Annotated in this window: 9 protein-coding genes; 5 read left to right on the top strand and 4 right to left on the bottom strand. The window is 62.9% G+C overall.

Translation table 11 applies throughout. From position 1 onward, the window contains the following. Nucleotides 1-36: 36 nt before the first annotated feature. Nucleotides 37-4,314, bottom strand: a complete 4,278-nt coding sequence (locus tag RAZWK3B_RS08310) for a VWD domain-containing protein (RefSeq protein ID WP_007814080.1) — start codon at nucleotides 4,312-4,314, stop codon at nucleotides 37-39. A gap of 306 nt (nucleotides 4,315-4,620) precedes the next feature. Here RAZWK3B_RS08310 and RAZWK3B_RS08305 point away from each other — a divergent pair, with 306 nt between their 5' ends. The 5 genes from RAZWK3B_RS08305 to RAZWK3B_RS08285 all read left to right on the top strand — a co-directional run bounded on the left by RAZWK3B_RS08305 (nucleotide 4,621) and on the right by RAZWK3B_RS08285 (nucleotide 14,504). Further along, nucleotides 4,621-8,778 carry a hypothetical protein gene (locus RAZWK3B_RS08305; protein WP_157132201.1) on the top strand — a complete coding sequence of 1,386 codons (4,158 nt, stop codon included), beginning with the start codon at nucleotides 4,621-4,623 and terminating at the stop codon, nucleotides 8,776-8,778. A 66-nt stretch (nucleotides 8,779-8,844) separates the two neighbouring features. Next, nucleotides 8,845-9,522, top strand: coding sequence for a SapC family protein (locus tag RAZWK3B_RS08300; protein WP_007814075.1), 678 nt, complete (start codon nucleotides 8,845-8,847; stop codon nucleotides 9,520-9,522). 158 nt (nucleotides 9,523-9,680) lie between these two features. After that, on the top strand, nucleotides 9,681-11,003 hold the full coding sequence (locus RAZWK3B_RS08295; protein ID WP_037295386.1) for a TolC family protein: 1,323 nt from the start codon (nucleotides 9,681-9,683) through the stop codon (nucleotides 11,001-11,003). Then, nucleotides 11,000-13,204, top strand: coding sequence for a type I secretion system permease/ATPase (locus tag RAZWK3B_RS08290; protein WP_007814072.1), 2,205 nt, complete (start codon nucleotides 11,000-11,002; stop codon nucleotides 13,202-13,204). Before RAZWK3B_RS08295 ends, RAZWK3B_RS08290 begins: the two co-directional genes overlap by 4 nt. Further along, complete coding sequence (locus RAZWK3B_RS08285) at nucleotides 13,194-14,504, top strand: HlyD family type I secretion periplasmic adaptor subunit (protein ID WP_007814070.1); 1,311 nt, start codon at nucleotides 13,194-13,196, stop codon at nucleotides 14,502-14,504. Before RAZWK3B_RS08290 ends, RAZWK3B_RS08285 begins: the two co-directional genes overlap by 11 nt. Nucleotides 14,505-14,561: 57 nt before the next feature. Here the strand turns inward: RAZWK3B_RS08285 and RAZWK3B_RS08280 are convergent, their stop codons facing one another. The 3 genes from RAZWK3B_RS08280 to RAZWK3B_RS08270 all read right to left on the bottom strand — a co-directional run bounded on the left by RAZWK3B_RS08280 (nucleotide 14,562) and on the right by RAZWK3B_RS08270 (nucleotide 17,032). Next, nucleotides 14,562-15,032 (bottom strand): hypothetical protein, encoded by a 471-nt coding sequence (locus RAZWK3B_RS08280; RefSeq protein WP_007814068.1) that lies wholly within the window; start codon nucleotides 15,030-15,032, stop codon nucleotides 14,562-14,564. Next, nucleotides 15,032-15,715 carry a hypothetical protein gene (locus RAZWK3B_RS08275; protein WP_037295383.1) on the bottom strand — a complete coding sequence of 228 codons (684 nt, stop codon included), beginning with the start codon at nucleotides 15,713-15,715 and terminating at the stop codon, nucleotides 15,032-15,034. Before RAZWK3B_RS08275 ends, RAZWK3B_RS08280 begins: the two co-directional genes overlap by 1 nt. A gap of 231 nt (nucleotides 15,716-15,946) precedes the next feature. Next, nucleotides 15,947-17,032: a zinc-binding dehydrogenase gene (locus RAZWK3B_RS08270; RefSeq protein ID WP_037295449.1), complete on the bottom strand. Its 1,086-nt coding sequence runs from the start codon at nucleotides 17,030-17,032 to the stop codon at nucleotides 15,947-15,949. Nucleotides 17,033-17,109 lie beyond the last annotated feature (77 nt).

Raw genomic sequence — 17,109 nt, 5'->3', positions numbered from 1 at the left:
CGGCGCCTGACACTCTTGGCAGTCAAAGGTCAGTGCTTACGCAGGAACTGGCTGATCGATGTTGCCCAACAAGATCCCGGTCAGTTCCACAGGGCCCGCCGTGACACTGGCCACATCTATCCCGGTGTCATAGAAGACATTGTCCGCATCAGTCGGCAGGGCGGCATCCGGTGCCACAAAGACCCAACGCGGGACAGCGTCGGTTTCCACGTCGAGCGCGAAGCGCAAGATATCCAGCGCATCTCCTACACCGACGCGTCCGTCCCCGTTCATATCTGCCGCGATCAGGTTTTGGGGCGTTGCAGGTCCAAAACTGGGGTTGATGTCCAGCGCGATTCGCAGTGCATCCAGCGCATCGCCAACGCCGATAGTGGGATCGGTTTGCGCGTCATAGGCCTTGGTGGCATCGACACGCCCCGCAGCTCCCGACCCAAGCCGGATGTTATAGCTGCCACCGACGCCCTCGGTCTCTTCGGCCAGCGTTCTTGCCGTGCTGACCCCGGTTGTGAAGCCGACAACCGCATCGCCGATCGCATTGCCTGCGATATCGGTCAGGGTGACATCCAGCGTCACCCGTGTTTCACCGACATCCAGCTTGCCCGGCACGGTCGCCGTTTCGGGCGCCCGGACCAGCTCGGAGGCCGAGGACTCGATGAATGTCGGATCATCCGTGAGCAGGAAATCCAATACCGCGTTGTCGAAGTTCACCGTGCCGGGGGTCAGGCCAGCCGCCTCGACCGCTGCCCGCGCCGCATCGACATCGGCGGGATCGAAATTGTCCGCGGTCACGATCGCGCCGGGCATATCGGGATCATAGAAGCCCTCAAGGCTCTCGCCCGCGTCATAGGTGAACAGGCTCTGCTCTTCCGTGGTCACGCGCCAATCGTCGCGATATTGCCCGTACAGATCATCGAAGGCCAAGGGACGCTCCAGCACGGTCCCGTCTGCAAGCGCGATGTCATTCGCTGCGTTGCCATCGCCATCCCCCAAAAGCCCCTCGACGTTGCCGGACATGTTGGCCGAGATCTGCACACCCAGATCAAGCCGTCCGTCCTGCAAGGCTACACTGAGCCGCGCATCGCCAGCCGTTACGCCCGGCACCCCATCGGTGCCAGCAAAAACCAGCGTGTAGATATTTCCGTCGCGGATGATCTGGTCACCCGTCTCGAGGGTGAGGACACTGCCATCGCCCAGCAGACGCACCGCGCCATCGATGGAGACCGGGTTGGTGTCGGTTGCGTCGAACATGACGCTCGAGCCGTCGGAGAGCCGCGCCGCAACGGCCACGTTGACCGACACATTCTCTACGTCCTCAACGGGCGCGGTGCGCGCCTGCACCTCGAACCAGTCAAAGCCGTTGCCCGGCACTGCGCGCAGCAGGACGAATTCCCCTACGGCATGGAAGTCATAGCCCACCCCATCCAGCGTCAGAAGATGCGGATCGCCCACCGTCCAGGCCACAGGCGTGGTTGAGGGCGGCAACGGAGGCGGCCCGTCCTGCGCCAGAGAGGCGACATCTTCCGTGGTCAGGCCACGAAATGTCAGGATATTGCCATTTCCGAAATCGACCACGGCACTGCCGTCGCCATCATCCGTCGCGCTTGTAAGGGCGACATTCCGATCCGCCACACTCAGTCCGCCGATCACAACGTTCAGAATATCGACACCGATTTCGAAATCGTCAATCACGTCATTCCCACCACCGACGATGGTGAAGAAGTCGGCACCCTCTCCACCGATCAGGATATCGCTGCCCAGACCATCGACAAGGATGTCATTGCCGTTGCGGCCTTCCAGCCGGTTGTCATTCGCATCGCCCGTCAGCGTATCGGACCCGAACGTGCCGCGCACATATTCAAACCCCTGGACAGTGTCGACAGAGTTGATCGTTCCGAGCGAGATCCGCTGATCGTTCAGATTGAACGCGCTGATTTCGACGATGCCTGTTTCCAGGTTGGCATCCACGCCGAATACCAAGGGTGTATCATAGCGCAGCCTGTCAAAGCCGTCGCCGCCGTCCAACGTGTTGTTGCCGCCGGCATAGCGATAGGATTCGTTGCCTGCCGATCCGGTAAAGCTGTCATCGCCGAACGAGCCATAGACCTCCCACAGGGGATTGCTGCCGCCGATCGTTTCGGTGTTGCCGAACCCGTCATCGATGATCTGCCCGCTGGCAAGGCCAAGGTTCACGTTGATCCCGGTGTCGGCATCGCGGAAATCCATCCGCACAAGCCCGGTGCCGTTCAGCGTGAAACTGTCCAAGCCATCTGTCGAACTGACGCTGATCCACTGCTCGCCCTCCGGCGCGAGATTGAAAACATCGTCGCCCGCCGTGCCCACTATGGCCAGACCACCATTGGTCCATCCCGCCGCAAGGGGGGTAGCCACCCCGACCAGCGTGTCGGTGCCTGCCAGCCCCTTGTCGACTGATCCGGTATTGGCCTGCCCGTCGATGGTGACGGTCACGGGGTCTTGCAGTACCCTGTAGTCCAACGTCACGAATTCGTCGTTCGCGTCGTTGCCGGCCATGTCGATGGTGTCATTTCCGGCCGTGCCGATCACCGCCTCGCCCAACCCAAAGGATGTGGCCGTATCGATAAAATCGTTCAGTCGCGTTCCGATGAACACGTTTTGATTTGCTTCGATCGGAATGGGCCCGCCCAGGTTTGTCGCCTCGACCGGGTCCAGCGCGCGCGCTTGGTCGGCGCTCAGACCCCGAAACACCACCGAACTGCCATTGCCGAAATCGACGAAGGCACCGTCGGGGCTGTTTATCGCCGCGGCAAAGGCATCCTGCACCTGCTGGGTGCTCAGTCCCGGTGACGACACCTCCAGATTGTCCACGCCGATCTGGAAATCCCTGATGATATCCTGCCCGCCCGACAGGATGAAGAAATCCGACCCGCTCCGGCCTTCCAGCACATCGTTGCCGCTGCTGTCGCCGATCACGTCATCGCCGTTGGATCCGCGCAGATACTCCACGTTGGTGATCTTGTGGGCGAATAAGCTGTTATCCCAGATACCCGCGACGGTGCCGGCTTCCATGTCAGCAGTAATCCCGTCCACGCCGAACCGGTCATAGCGGAGCCGGTCGAAACCGTCGCCTGCGTCCAGCGTGTCCAGACCACGCGCGAGAATGAAGCTTTCATTCGCGGCCGACCCGATGATGAGATCGTTGCTATCTGTCCCGCGAACTTCCCAGATCTTGCCGGTTCCGGAAATCACCTCCTGATTGCCGAAGCCGTCGTCCAGAACCAGCCCTTGGGCCAGATCGACCGAAACGCCCGAGGAAAATTGCGCGTTTCCATTTTCCTCAACGGTGACTGCGTTTCGGAAATCCAGCCTCACCAAGCCATCACCACTGACGATATACGTGTCCGCCCCGCCACCGCCGGACACGGAAATCCATTGATCGTCGGGCACAGTGATGTCGAACGTATCGTTAAAACCCGTACCTGTAAGGCTCAGACCGCCCAAATTGAACCCGGCGATCATCGGGTTCTGGACCCCTACAAGAGTGTCGACGCCGTTGATGCCCTTGTCGATGGTCCCGGTATTGGCCTCGCCGTCGATCGTTGCGGTGATACCGGCGTCCAGCCGCCTGTAGTCCAGCAATGCGAAGGCGTCGTTCAGGTTCATCCCGGACAAATCTATCGTATCGTTGCCTTCGGACGCGGTGATGTTGTCCGAATCGGCATCGCCCGACACGATGGAATCATCGCCGATCGAGCCGTACAACAGATCGCCCCCATCCGTGCCTTGTATCAAAAGCGGGCCTTGTACCGTGTTGGCCCATGTCGTCAGGTCCAGAGCCTGTCCGGGACCGAACGGATCGGTCGCGTCGATCGGTCCAGACGCCGTGATGCTGTTCTCGAATGCGGTCAAGCCCTCGATTGTAGCGTCGAACACTGCAGGATCGCCACCGATCACAAAGATCGCGTCGGCAAATCCCATACCCATCAGGGAATATTCCAACTCAAGAATGACATGCGTCCCCTGCGGCGTGGTCGCCTGTCCCAGAGCTATCGTGTCCGGCTCGAAGCCCTGTCCCGAAGAACCAAATATCTCGGCATCAAAGCTGATCGCACCAAGGGGAAACACGAATTGTCCCGACGTTTCTGTGAAAAGCTGTGTTCGCGCTTCATCGGCGCCAAATTCGACCACTGGCAGATCGTTGCCCTGTCCGATGATGGAATAGGTGACGGTTGTGCTGGTATCTGGCGTGGCAATGACCAGCGTCACCGGCTGCGCGAATTGTGCGTTGTCATCAGGATCGCGTCCAACCAGAACGCCGGAAATGGAAAACGTGCTCACAACAACCCCCACACTCGGAAACACACTGACGCAAGGGAAGCACGATGTTCGAATCAAAACAAGGTAAGTGAATCAGTACTTCTCAAATCTGGACTGCTGTGCAAGCGTCATCACTGTTGCGTGAAGTATCAGTATACCGTGTTGGGGGTTGTTGTGCAGTATCGTCCAGAGAAACAAGGCGTCAATAATTTGACGCCCCACGTTGAGACATCCGAATCAGATCGCGCGGAATTCGCGAATCAGCATAATTGGTTCAAACGGCATCTCGGAAAGATTGCATCGGGCGGCACCCTGACCGGAACGATCATGGCCTTGCCCGCCATCGCGCAGGCCCAGGTCGCGGAATTCGTCAGCGCCAGCTCGATCAACGGCGTCACCAGCGTGCAGACCCTCGCCAATGGCACGGCCAGCATGACCATGGCCAATGGAACGGTCATATCGATCCCCGCAGGGCAATTCAGTGTCTTGGCCGGTGGTCAGGTCATGGTCGCGCCTCAGATCGCCCAGCTTGCGGCTCAGGCCATGGCGGCCGGCGCCGCTGGCGGCATTGGTCTCGGTGCGGCAGTTGCGGGGGCCGGGGTCGCGGGCGCTGTTGCCGTCGGCGCCGGAGGAGGAGGGGGGGACGGTCCGTCGCCGCTTCTGTTCCAGTCGACGACACCCTCCGAGCCCGCGACAATCCCGCCCACCATCGTGAACAATGCCATGGTGACTGCGGTCAGAGGCATCGGCAGCAACGCCATCCCGACCGAATTGCCCGAAGGCACGACACAACTGCGCATCACTTTCGATGACGGCACCCCAGTTCCTCCCAACCCGACGGTCAACGTCGACGAGGAAGGCGCATGGGTCCTCCCGCTCTTCGAGCAGGGTCCCACGGATCTGCCGCAGGGCCTCTCCTTGCTGACCCTCGTCGCACTTGATGAAGACGGAGAAGAGCTGGGAACCTTAATCACTGAAATCCTGATCGACACCATCCCACCCACCGTGGCCGTGACCGATATCTCCTCGCCGGGGGACGATGACTTCACGGTGAACATCGCCGAGCGTGCCGAGCCGGTGACGATCTCCGGCGTCTCGGATGCCGAGGACGGCCAGCTTGTGACCATTACCCTCAACAACGTCGAGTATACCGGCGAGGTGCGTGGCGGCGAATGGAGCATCGAGATCCCGCCCGCCGATCTTGCCAACCTGCCCGACGCCGAGGTGTTCTATTTCATATCTCCCGTCGTCAGCGATGCCGCCGGCAATGAGACCACGGGCGAAGCCGCAACCCTCGCCATCGATTTTGTAGCTCCGTTCATCTCGATCAACCCGGTGTCCGCCGATGACGTGGTCGGTCTGATCGACCTGCAAGGCGATCTGACGATCACCGGCACCACCAACGCCGACCCCGGTCAGCAGGTGACGGTTCTGTTCAATGGAACCGAGTATCAGGGCGAGGTGGCATTTCGAGCCGTCAGGGCTCTTGATATGGCCACGATGAACAATGGCGACGGCCCGATGAGGGACCCGGAGCCCTTGGAATTCCGGTGGTCGGTCACCATACCGCAGGACGATCTGTTGGCGCTGCAGGAACAGATCGGCGATGAAGAGCCGGCACAGATCCAGATCGTCGCCTCGGTCTCGGACAGCGCCGGCAACCCCGCCGAACAGGCCGAGCGCAGTATCGACGTCGATTTCCGTGGTCCGTCGCTGACCATCGACCCGATCTCCACCGACAACATCATCAACTTCGACGAAGACGGCATCGCCGTCACCATCTCGGGCAGCACGAACAACGTGGAAGCTGGCCAAGCGGTATTTGTCACCGTGAACCACACGCCGCTTGTATCGGCGACCGTGGAGGAAGACGGAACCTGGGAGACCACGCTTGGCCCGATGGATGTCACCTCCATACCCGATGGCGGCAGCGTCGATGTCGTGGCCAATGTCTCGGACGCCGACGGCACCGCCGCCCCCACGGTCACCGTGCAGCTTGCGCGGGATGTGACCCTGCCGACCATCGATATCGACGCACACGTGATTTCCGTGGGCGCGGTCATGAACATCGCCGAAAGCACCGAGGATCTGACGCTTGGCGGCGCAACCACGGCGGAAGACGGCCAAGAGGTCACCGTGACCGTCGCCGGGACCGAGTTCACCACCCAAGCCGAGGGCGGCGCCTGGACCCTGACGATCCCCAACGCCGATCTGCCGACCATCGCCGATGGCGACACCGTCGAGATCACCGCCGATGTCGAGGATGTGGCTGGCAACACCGCACAGCGGGCCACGGCCAGTTTCGACGCCGATCTGAGCGCGCCGACGATCACGATCGACGGTCCAGTGGCTGATGACGGAACGCTCAACATTGCCGAACAGGCCGCTGGACTCACCATCAATGGCAACACCACCGGGGTCGAAGACAATCAAACCGTCACGATCATGATCGGCGATAGCGAATTCACCACGAACGTGGAACGCGACGCTTGGTCGCTTGATTTGACATCGGAAGATCTGGCCGGGATATCCGACGGCGACACCGTCACGGTCACCGCCGATGTGTCTGACCTTGCGGGCAACCCCGCCCAACAGGCCAGCGCCAGCTTTACGGCGGACCTCTCCGCGCCCACCGTCACGATCACCGAACCGGTCGCCGAAGACGGCTTTCTGAACATCGCCGAACAGGGCAGTTCGATCACAATCCGCGGCACCGCCGTGGGTGTTGAAGATGGCCGGTCCGTCGTGGTCGATATCGAAGACATCCAGTACTCCGCGACAGTGACCGACGGGGCCTGGTCCTTGGTGCTGACAAGGGACGATCTCGAGAGCTTCTCCGAAATAGATGGTCAGACGATCACGATCAGGGCCGATATCGACGATGCCGCCGGAAACGACGCCGACCAGGCCGCTGCCAGCCTCGATATCGACCTGACCCCGCCGACCATTTCCTTTGTCGATGACGTGCCGGTCGACTATGTGCTGACGCTTGCCGAACTGGCGGCAGATCCCGACAGCGGCGCCGAGGTGACCACGAATTCGCCTCAAGGCACGCCCGTCACCCTGACTTTCGAAGATGGCAATGGCGTCGCCGCTCTCCGCGTTCAAGACACGGTGTCGGATGGCGGTACGTTCGTGATCGATTTCCTGGATGCCGACTTGCTCGACGCTCTGTCGGATCAGACCGCCTATACCGTCACGGTCGAGATTGCCGATGATGCGGGCAACACGGCCAGCGACAGTTTCGAACTGACGACGGATTTCAAACCGTCCCTGACCCTGAACGAGGTCGGCGTGGATGGCACGATCGACCTTGACGGGGCGGCTCTTACCGCTGTGACCGGCACCGCCCTTGGCGCCGATGACCAGACCGTGACCGTGACATTCGTGAACAGCGACACGCAAGCGGTGATCGGCACCACCACCGCCATAGTGACGAGTGGCACATGGACAGCCCCGGTCAACGCCGCCCTGCTGGAAGAGATCTCAGCCGGTCAGGTCTATACCGTCAATGCTGATGTCAGCAACGCGGATGGGCGCGCGGCGGACACGGTCAGCCAGACGGTCACCGGCTATCTGCCCTCCGAATTCGGCTACTTCCTTGTGTCCGATACCGGCCAGTCCGTCACGGTCGTGTCCTTCACCGGGGAGGATTTCAATTCCAACGACGGGTTCGAAACCGAGATTTCGTTCGACCCTCTTGAGAACCCCTATGTTCCAAATTCGAGCAATGGGAACCCGTCCCTGTTCTTCTTCCTGGCCAATGACGCAGGCACAGGCGACGGCACGCTGCTCGTCGGTGGCGGCACACTCACCACGCCTTTGCAGCCACTCTCTCCGCTGTTTACCTTCAATCTGGCCTCCGACGGCCAAAATCCGATCACGCTGCGCTTCGACCACATAGTGGATGATGTCGCCAGCGGATCTGCCGAACTCCTCATCGGCACCGACGGCATCGACACTCTGACCGGCGACAATATCGACAGCTTCATTCGCGGCAGGGGCGGGGATGATGCGATCGATGTCTCCGATCCGGGCGCAAACGTGCTGGTGTTCGAGACCACGCCCTTGGCCAACGGCGTCGATACAGTCACCGGTTTCACCATCGGCCTCGGCGACGCCGTCGATGATACGATGTTCTTTCAGGGGCAGATCGACCTCAGGGGCGACGGAACCATTGTCGAGGCCCTGGCCGATGGGGGCACGATCGGCGCCAATACCGGCTTTGTGATCTTCACCACCGCACAGACGACCCCATCTGTGTCCGACGCGCTGACCACTCTCAACGGCTTTGCCCAGGACGAACAGTTCTACCTTATGGTCGGCGACGGCACAGATGCGCAACTCGCGCTGGTGACGACCGATGCGAACAGCAGCCCCACCGCCGAAGTGATGGCCGATTTCCAGGATATCGGCGCGCTGGGTCAACTCGCCCCGTCGCAGATCATCCTGTCCGACCCCACAGGCCAAGCGGTGCTGACGTAGCGCCCAATGAAACTGAAGCCATGGGCCGGGTCCGGCCCGTGGTTTCACCAGAAAGACCCGGTCCTCATGTCCATGACTGCAAGCACAGAGCGTGAGAACACGATTGTTCCGGTCACGCCCGGGCGGCACGGCCCCCGACGCTGGCGCCGATTCTCCTCCTATGCCTTCGCGCGCCCACTGCAGGACGTGCCGATTGTCATGGCCGAGCTCGAACCAGCCGCCAGCGCCCTGCCTCTGGTGTTTCGCCAAACGCCCTCGGGCTGGGAGGTTGTCGCGTTGCTCAGCCTCTCCCCGGCCACGCGCGGCCTCTTCGTCACCGCCTCGGGCACATGGCGCGGCACCTATGTGCCCTCTGCCTTGCGGGCCTATCCCTTTGTCGCGGATGACAGCGGCGCGGACGGGAAAGCGACGCTGATGATCGACGAAGCCAGCGGCCTGATCACCGACGATCCCGCCGACGAGCCGTTTTTCGAGGACGCCGCGCAACCCTCCGAAGCGCTGGCACAGGTTATCGCCTTTTTCCAAACCCGCGCGGCATCCCGGCAAGAAACCCTGAGAGCAGCGGGCGCGCTTGCCGAGGCGGGCCTGCTGACCCGGTGGACGCCCTCGCATGGCATGTCCGAGGCCGATGCGTCAGGCTATTGGTCGGTGGATCAGGCCGCGTTGGGGGCGGTGCCTCAAAATGAGCTGGCCAAGCTGTGGCAGGCGGGCGCTTTGCGGCTGGCACAGTCGCAACTCGTCTGATTGCACCATCTTGGCTGGATCGCGCGGTGCGCTGCGGCCGGGACCGCCACACCCAAGGCCCAAATCGCTTATCCTCAACCCATGGACCCATCGGGCGATATTGCCTCTTTCCTGTCGGCTCTGTCAGATGCGCAGGCCGCGGACCTGGATCAGCGACCATGACACGCCGCCCGCTTGCCATGTGTGCCTTGGCCCTGCTGGGCGCCTGCGCCGAAGCGCCGGATCTTACGGCAATCGAGGCCAGCATCGCCCCCGGCACGCCGGGGCTTGGGGCCAAACGGATATCCGGCTCTCTGGCCGACACGCCCTATGGACAGGCCATTGCGGCGGCGACCCTGGACAATCCGGCGCTCGGACGGGCCAATGCCGCCATCCGCTTGTCCCTTGCGGAAAAGCGTGCTGCCGACGCGGCGTTCAAACCGGATCTCTCGGTTGGGATCGGCGGAGAAACGCGTCTTGTTCGAAGCAGTACCGACAGCACCCTGTCGCCCTTCGTCCGCGTGTCTCAACTTGTCTATGACGGTGGCGCGGCGCAGGCCGATCAGACCGCCGCACAGGCGCGCGTGTTCGAAAGCCGGGCAGGGCGGATAGAAACTGGATCCTCGGCGGCCCTGTCGGCGGTCGAGGCCCATCAGGAGTTGCTCAGCCGGCAAAAGCTGATGGCGCTGGCGCAGGACAATATTCGCGCTTTGCAGCAGATCGCCGCAAATATCGACGAGCGTGCGGCGCGAGGGGCGGGATCGACCACCGACCAACTGACCGCCGAAAGCCGTCTGGCCGATGCCGAAACCCGGCTGGCCGATGCGCAGGGAAATCTGGACCGTGCCAAGGCGGGCTACGCGCGTATTTTCGTCGCGGTCCCGGCCAGCCTGCCAGCAGCAAGACCTGCGCCCGCCCTGCATGACCGGGATGATGAAAATCTCCGGCTCAGCCCGCGCCTTCGCGCCATTGAAGCCCGGCTGCGTGCCGCTGAATCTGATCTGATCGCAGCGCAGGCCAGAACCAACCCGAGCATCGAGCTGGGCGCCACCGGCCGCCGCGCGTCTGGTGGCGGCGGGGATCTGGGCCTTGATCTTTCGCTCAACTACAGCCTCGACACGCGCGGCCAGCGCGCCGCTGCCATCGACGCGGCACAGGCGCGTCTTGACGGGATCAGGTCGGAGCGTGACGAACTGGTGCGCGACATCCGCGAGGCGCTGACTTTCGTACGCTCGGATCAGCGCACGGGCGATGCCCGTGTCGCGGCCGCCCGCGCCGCTGTCGCGTCGAACAAGGCGACGGTCGCGGCAGCCAGTGAACAGTTCGGCATCGGCCGCCGCAGCCTGCTCGACCTTCTGGACGCGCAGCGCGATTACGTGCGCGCGCAGGAAGTACTGATCTCCGCCGAGAAAGCCAGGTTCCTGACCGATTACGCCGTGCTGGCCCTGACCGGCGACATTCTGGACGTGTTTTCCATTGATATAGCCGGTGTGTCGCCATGAGCCGACAGGATACCTCTTCGGATCAGGCCGGGGCCGTCGATCGCAACATCGTCGCGCTCGACCCCGGACAGCACAGTCGCCCGGACGCGATGACACCACTCGAGGCCTGCATGCTGCATGCGGCGGCACATCTTGACAGGCCGATCACACTTGCGGCCCTTCATGCCGCGCAATCCTCCGATGGCTCTGACCGGCTTGGCGTGCGCGACGTGATGACAGCCGCGCAACGTGCCGGGATCCAGGCCGCATTCGGCGCCCGCAAGCTGCGCGGTTTCGACGCCATGCTGACCCCTGCGATCCTCTTGCTACGGGACGACCGGGCGGTGGTCCTTTATGGCCTTGGCAAGAGCGATACCCTCCTTATCCACGACCCGCTTCTGGGCGAGGGTACCGGACAGATCGCTCGGGCCGAGCTGGAACAGGCATATACCGGCTATGCAATCCTTTTGCGGGCTGAACATCGCGATGACATGGCCGCCACCGCCATGGGCCGGCAGGGGCACTGGTTCTGGTCGGCTCTGGCGGCGAACAAATGGTCCTACACACAGGTGCTCATGGCGGCGGTGGTGGCGAATTTCCTGGGCCTGACCACCTCGATCTTCATCATGGTGGTCTATGACCGCATCCTGCCGAACGAAGCGACCGAATCCCTGATCGCCCTGACCTTTGGGGTCGGCATCGCCCTGCTGTTCGATTTCTTCATTAAAACCCTGCGCGCCGGTTTCATCGACAGGGCCGGGCAAAAGGCCGATTTGCTGATGGGCCGACGCATTTTCGACCAGTTGCGCGATCTTCAGATGCGGGCGCGCAAAGGGTCGACCGGCGCTCTGGCCAGCACCTTGCGGGAATTCGAAACACTGCGTGATTTCTTCACATCGGCCACTCTCGTGGCGGTGGTGGACCTTCCGTTCATCTTGCTGTTCGTCTGGGTGATCTACCTGATCGGCGGGCCGCTGGCACTGGTGCCCGGGCTGGCGGTGCCGCTTGTTCTTCTGATCGGCATCGCGGTGCAGCCGGTCTTGTCGCGCATCGCCGACAAAAGCTTTGCCGACGGCCAGTCCAAACAAAGCGTGCTGGTCGAAACGGTGTCCGGGCTTGAAACGATCAAGGCAACCGGTGCTGCGTACCGCATGCGTGCTCGCTGGGAAGAGGCCATCTCCCGTCAGTCCGAACACAGCCTGCACAGCCGTGCTGTCATGCAATTCGCGATGAACGCCACCGGCTTCGCGCAGCAGGCCGCCCAGATCCTGATCGTGTTCTATGGCGTGTTCCTGATCTCGGATGGCACCGTCAGCATGGGCGCGCTGATCGCCAGCGTCATTCTGACCGGGCGTGCACTTGCCCCTCTGGCGCAACTGGCCCAGACCATGACCCGGCTCAACCATGCGCGCAGCTCCTATCGCAGTCTGGACGCCCTGATGCGGTCCGACAGCGAACGTCCCGAGGGCCGATCATGGCTCAGCCGCCCCCGTCTTGATGGGGCGATCCGGCTGGAGAATGTGCATTTCACCTATCCCGATCAAATGGTGGCGACCCTCAAAGGGGTCAGCTTTACCATTCAGCCGGGCGAAAAGGTGGCGATCCTCGGTCGGATCGGATCGGGAAAAAGCACCGTTGCGCGCATGATGCTCGGGCTCTACGCCCCAGATCAGGGCGCAGTCCTTGTGGACGATACCGACATCCGGCAGGTCGATCCGGGCGATCTGCGGCGCAATATCGGCTCGGTTCTTCAAGACGTGTGGCTGTTCTCCGGCACCGTGCGCGAGAATATCGCCATCGGCGCGCGCCACGCGCGCGATACTGACATTCTGGACGCGTCCCGCATCGCCGGGGTCGAGGATTTCATCGCGCGCCACCCTTCGGGATACGATCTGATGCTGGCCGAACGCGGCGAAGGGCTGTCGGGCGGGCAGCGTCAGGCGATCACTCTGGCGCGCGCCCTTGTCGGTAAACCACCCATCCTGCTGCTGGATGAGCCGACCAGCGCGATGGACGTGCAGAACGAACGTGACGTGATCGCTAGCCTCAAGACGCATATGCGCGATCAGACCGTGGTGATCGTGACCCACCGAACCAGCCTTCTGGACCTCGTTGACCGCGTCATCGTAATCGAGGATGGCAAGGTCGCGGTCGACGGGGACAAGAGCCTGTTGTCCCAACGCGCCGCGGCGCATGGGTCGGGGGGCGGTCATGGCGCGTGACATGGATTTCGAGCGACTGGCCGCCGAAATGCGGGGCCGGTCTCCGCTGCGCGGCTCGATCCTGCTCCTGACGATCCTCGTTTTTCTGGTCGCCATCTTCATCTGGGCGGCCAGGACGGAAATCGACAATATCACCCGGGCCTTGGGGCGGATCGTGCCCTCGGCCTCGGTTCAGGTGATCGAAGCCACCGAACCCGGCGTTCTGAACGCGCTGCATGTGCGCGAAGGCACTGTCGTGGCTGCCGGCGATCTGTTGATGGAGCTGGACGGCACCCTTCTGGACAGCCAACTGGACCAGGAACAGCAGCGCGCCTACGGTCTGATGGCCCGGATCGAACGACTACAGGCCGAGATAAACGCAGAGCCCTTGCGCTTTTCCGATCAGCTCGTCGCCCGTGCGCTGGATGTGGTTCAATCCGAAACCGCGCTCCATCGCGGCCGTCAGGCCGAATTGCAGGCCGAGATCGACATCCTCGAACGCCAGCGTCAGCAGCGCCAGCAGGAATACGAGGAAGGTCTCGCCGACAACCAGACCGCGCAAGCCACCCTCGCGGTTCTGTCCGAGGAACGCGAGATGATGGCGCCGCTCGTCGAACGCGGGATGGAGCCTGCAACGACGCTTCTGACCCTGCGCCGGTCCGAGGCCGAATGGCAAGGCCGCGCCACCCGGTCGCAGGCGTCGCTGGCGCGGCTTCAGGGCGCGCTCGATGAAATCGACGACCGCATTCGCGCCCAGCAGGAACGGTTCCGCGCCACGGCCTTGTCCGATCTGGCGCTCGCCACCGCCGAACTTGCGGCGCTGCGTCCTGCGCTGCCCGCCCTCCAGAGCCGGGCAGACCGATCGCGCATCGTGGCGCCGGTGCGCGGTATCGTGAACCGGATACACCGCTCCACTCTGGGCAGCATGGCGCGCCAGGGCGAGGAACTGATCGAGATCGTGCCCCTCGATGACACCCTGCTGGTCGAGGCCCATGTCCGCCCCGACGATATCGCTTTCCTCTATCCCGGCCAGCCGGTCAAGGTGCAGATCACCGCCTATGATGCCTCCCGCTACGGCAGTCTGGACGGTGAAATCCTGCGGATCGGGGCGGATGCCGTCACCCGCTCCGAACGCGAGGAAGAAGAGTTTTTCATGGTCGAGATCCGCACCACGGGCACGATCCTCGATGCCGATGGCGTCGCGGTCGAGATCATGCCCGGCATGGTGGCGCAAGCCAATATCCTGACCGGGCGCAAGACGGTGCTCGAATATCTGCTGCAGCCCGTCGTGCGCGTGCGCGACAGGGCCTTTCGCGAATAGGCCCTGCCGCAGCCCACCACCGGGGCCACCGTCATCCGCTCTCTCGTGCCAGCGCCCTCATGCCGCCGACCCGAAGGCAGGCGCATGACCCCTCAGGATAACGGCGTTGGCCTGGCCTTTGCGATAGGAGTGTCCGGTCGCGGCGGTGTGGACCTCCAGCGCGCGCGGGGCTTGGGTCCAGTCGTCGATATTGCCCGCCCCGACGCTCCAGCCGGTGGAGTGGTCAAGAGATGTATCCGTCCCGCGAAAGGAGATGACCGTTTTCCCCGCCAGCCCCTCGGGGCCATCCGCGCCGATGTCGTAGGCGAGGGCGTAGAAACCGGCGGATTGGGAGTTGGCGGGCAGATCAAAGTCTAGAACTGTAGCAGCACCAATTTTCTCGCCAGCTTCGCCGAGACCGTCAGCGTCGTCGCCGTTTGCATCGGTTGTGCCTTCTCCATCGGCAATCCCTGCGTTGTATCCCCGGTTATAGGAATCCATCGCCAAAACAGCGAGAAATAGGTCTTTTGAAATTTTCTGATCAGCCATTACCTCGGCCTCCTACTAAAATCACCATGGTGCACTCTTCGACAGAAAGGGATATCGGTTGTCTGTCCGGTTGGCGGACATAAACCCGGCTCCGGGTATTCCCCCAACCACCCCAACACCCCCTCGACCACGCCCGATGTCACCGGCGCGTCGGTGATTTCCAGCGTTACCTCGCGCAGGGCGTAGCCCTCACCAAACACCGCCGCCAGATCGTCGGGGTCCACCAGCCGCACGCTTGTCGGATCGGAGATATCGCCGAAGGTCACCAGCCGCGGCAAGGCCGCGAATGGCACCGGGGCGGCGGCACCGCGCAGACGCTCCACTGCGCGGAAAAATCGCTTCAGATCGTTTAATCCATAGGTGAACTCTGGCAACCGGTCAGCGAAGGCGGCTTTGAGCTTCTTGGGGCTTTCGTCCAACAGCGCGAACAGATAGCGCCCGTCTCCCAGATCGACCACAACCGCCTCGCCGCGCAGGCTGCTGTTCCGGGACCCGGCATCCACTGGAATCGCGGGGTGAAACCAATGTGTGACCTGCCCCACAGCACTGCCGGTTCTGACACCCTCCGGGGTCTCGACCACCAGGGTCAGTTTCTGGCGCCACGAATAGGTGGGATAGTTGAGCTTGTAGACACCATAGGCAATCAGCCCCAGACCCAGCACAATGATCACACCCCACCTCATGCCGCCAGCCCCTTAAGCCCCCATGGCAGCGCCTCGACAACATCCATACCCAGCAACTCCAAACCCACCAAAACACACCCCGCACAGGCCCAGCATACCGCCCTGCCGGGGTTTTTCCACCACCCCGCGTCCGGTGCCGTCAGGACGCGTCACATGCAAGGCGGGCCATGGCCCCCAAAGGCTCTCCCTCAAGACGCTACAAACGATCGCAGCCGCAGCACAGGCCCGAACTTACCCGAAGACGATCACATTGCGGCGCGCGGTGCCGGCGCGCGTGTCGGCAATGGCCTCGTTGATCTGCTCAAGGCTCCACCGCCTCGAGATCAGCTCATCCAGCTTCAGGCGCCCCTGGCCATACATGTCGATCATCCACGGAATATCCCGGCTGATCACCACCTCGCCCATCTTCGATCCGATCAGTGATTGCCCGGTATAGGCGAAACTCACCGGCTCGTACTCTGCCGTGGCGCCGCTTGGCGGCATGCCCACCATGATCACCTTGCCGCCCCCTGCCAGATAGCGGGGCGCCGCGTCATAGACCGCCGCCGCCCCCACGGTGACCAGCACGGCATCCGCGCCGCGCCCCATCGCCGCCTTGGCCGCGCGCCATGGTTTTGGATCGCTCGCCATCACCGTATCCGTGGCGCCGAAGGCCCGCGCATCCTCCAGCTTGGCCGGCACCATGTCCACCGCCACGATCCGGCGTGCGCCCGCGATCCGCGCGCCCTGAATGGCGTTCAGCCCGACGCCGCCCGCGCCGATCACCACCACATCCTGCCCCGCGCGCAGGCCTGCCGCATTGACCACGGCACCAACCCCGGTGATCACCCCGCAGGCCAGAAGGCAGGCCGCATCCATCGGCATGTCCCCGGGAATCCGCGCAACTTGCGAGCGGTGGACCACCACCTTTTCGGCAAACGCCCCGCAGGCCATCGCCTGATGCAGCATACCGCCACCCATGGTGCTCAGCGGGCCGTGATCGCCGTCATGTGACATCTCGCAGCCCGTGGGCCGTCCCGCGCCGCAGCTTGGACATTGCCCACAGGCCCGGATCAGCGTGACCACCACCGGATCGCCCAGGGTGATCCCCGGGACATCCGCACCAAGGCCGCTCACATGCCCCGCCGCCTCGTGGCCATAAACCGCAGGCAGGCTGCCGCCCCATGCGCCATCGGCGAACGAGATATCCGAATGGCAGATCGCCACCGCATCCAGCGTCACCTCGATCTCGCTCGTGCCCGGCGCGCGCAGCCTCACCTCTTCTATGGTGAGCGGCTCTCCGAACCGGTGGCACACGGCCGCCTTGATGGTCTGCATGATATCCTCCCGCATCTGCCCCGCTCAGGGTTACCCCTTGCGACCCAAGGTGCAAGCCGCTTCTCGCAAGTCCCGCG

Origin of the sequence: Roseobacter sp. AzwK-3b, assembly GCF_000170875.1 — a bacterium.
Lineage (GTDB): Bacteria > Pseudomonadota > Alphaproteobacteria > Rhodobacterales > Rhodobacteraceae > Roseovarius > Roseovarius litoreus.
The sequence above is the reverse complement of the archived record's forward strand: the minus strand, read 5'-3'. Positions and strand labels throughout refer to the sequence as shown.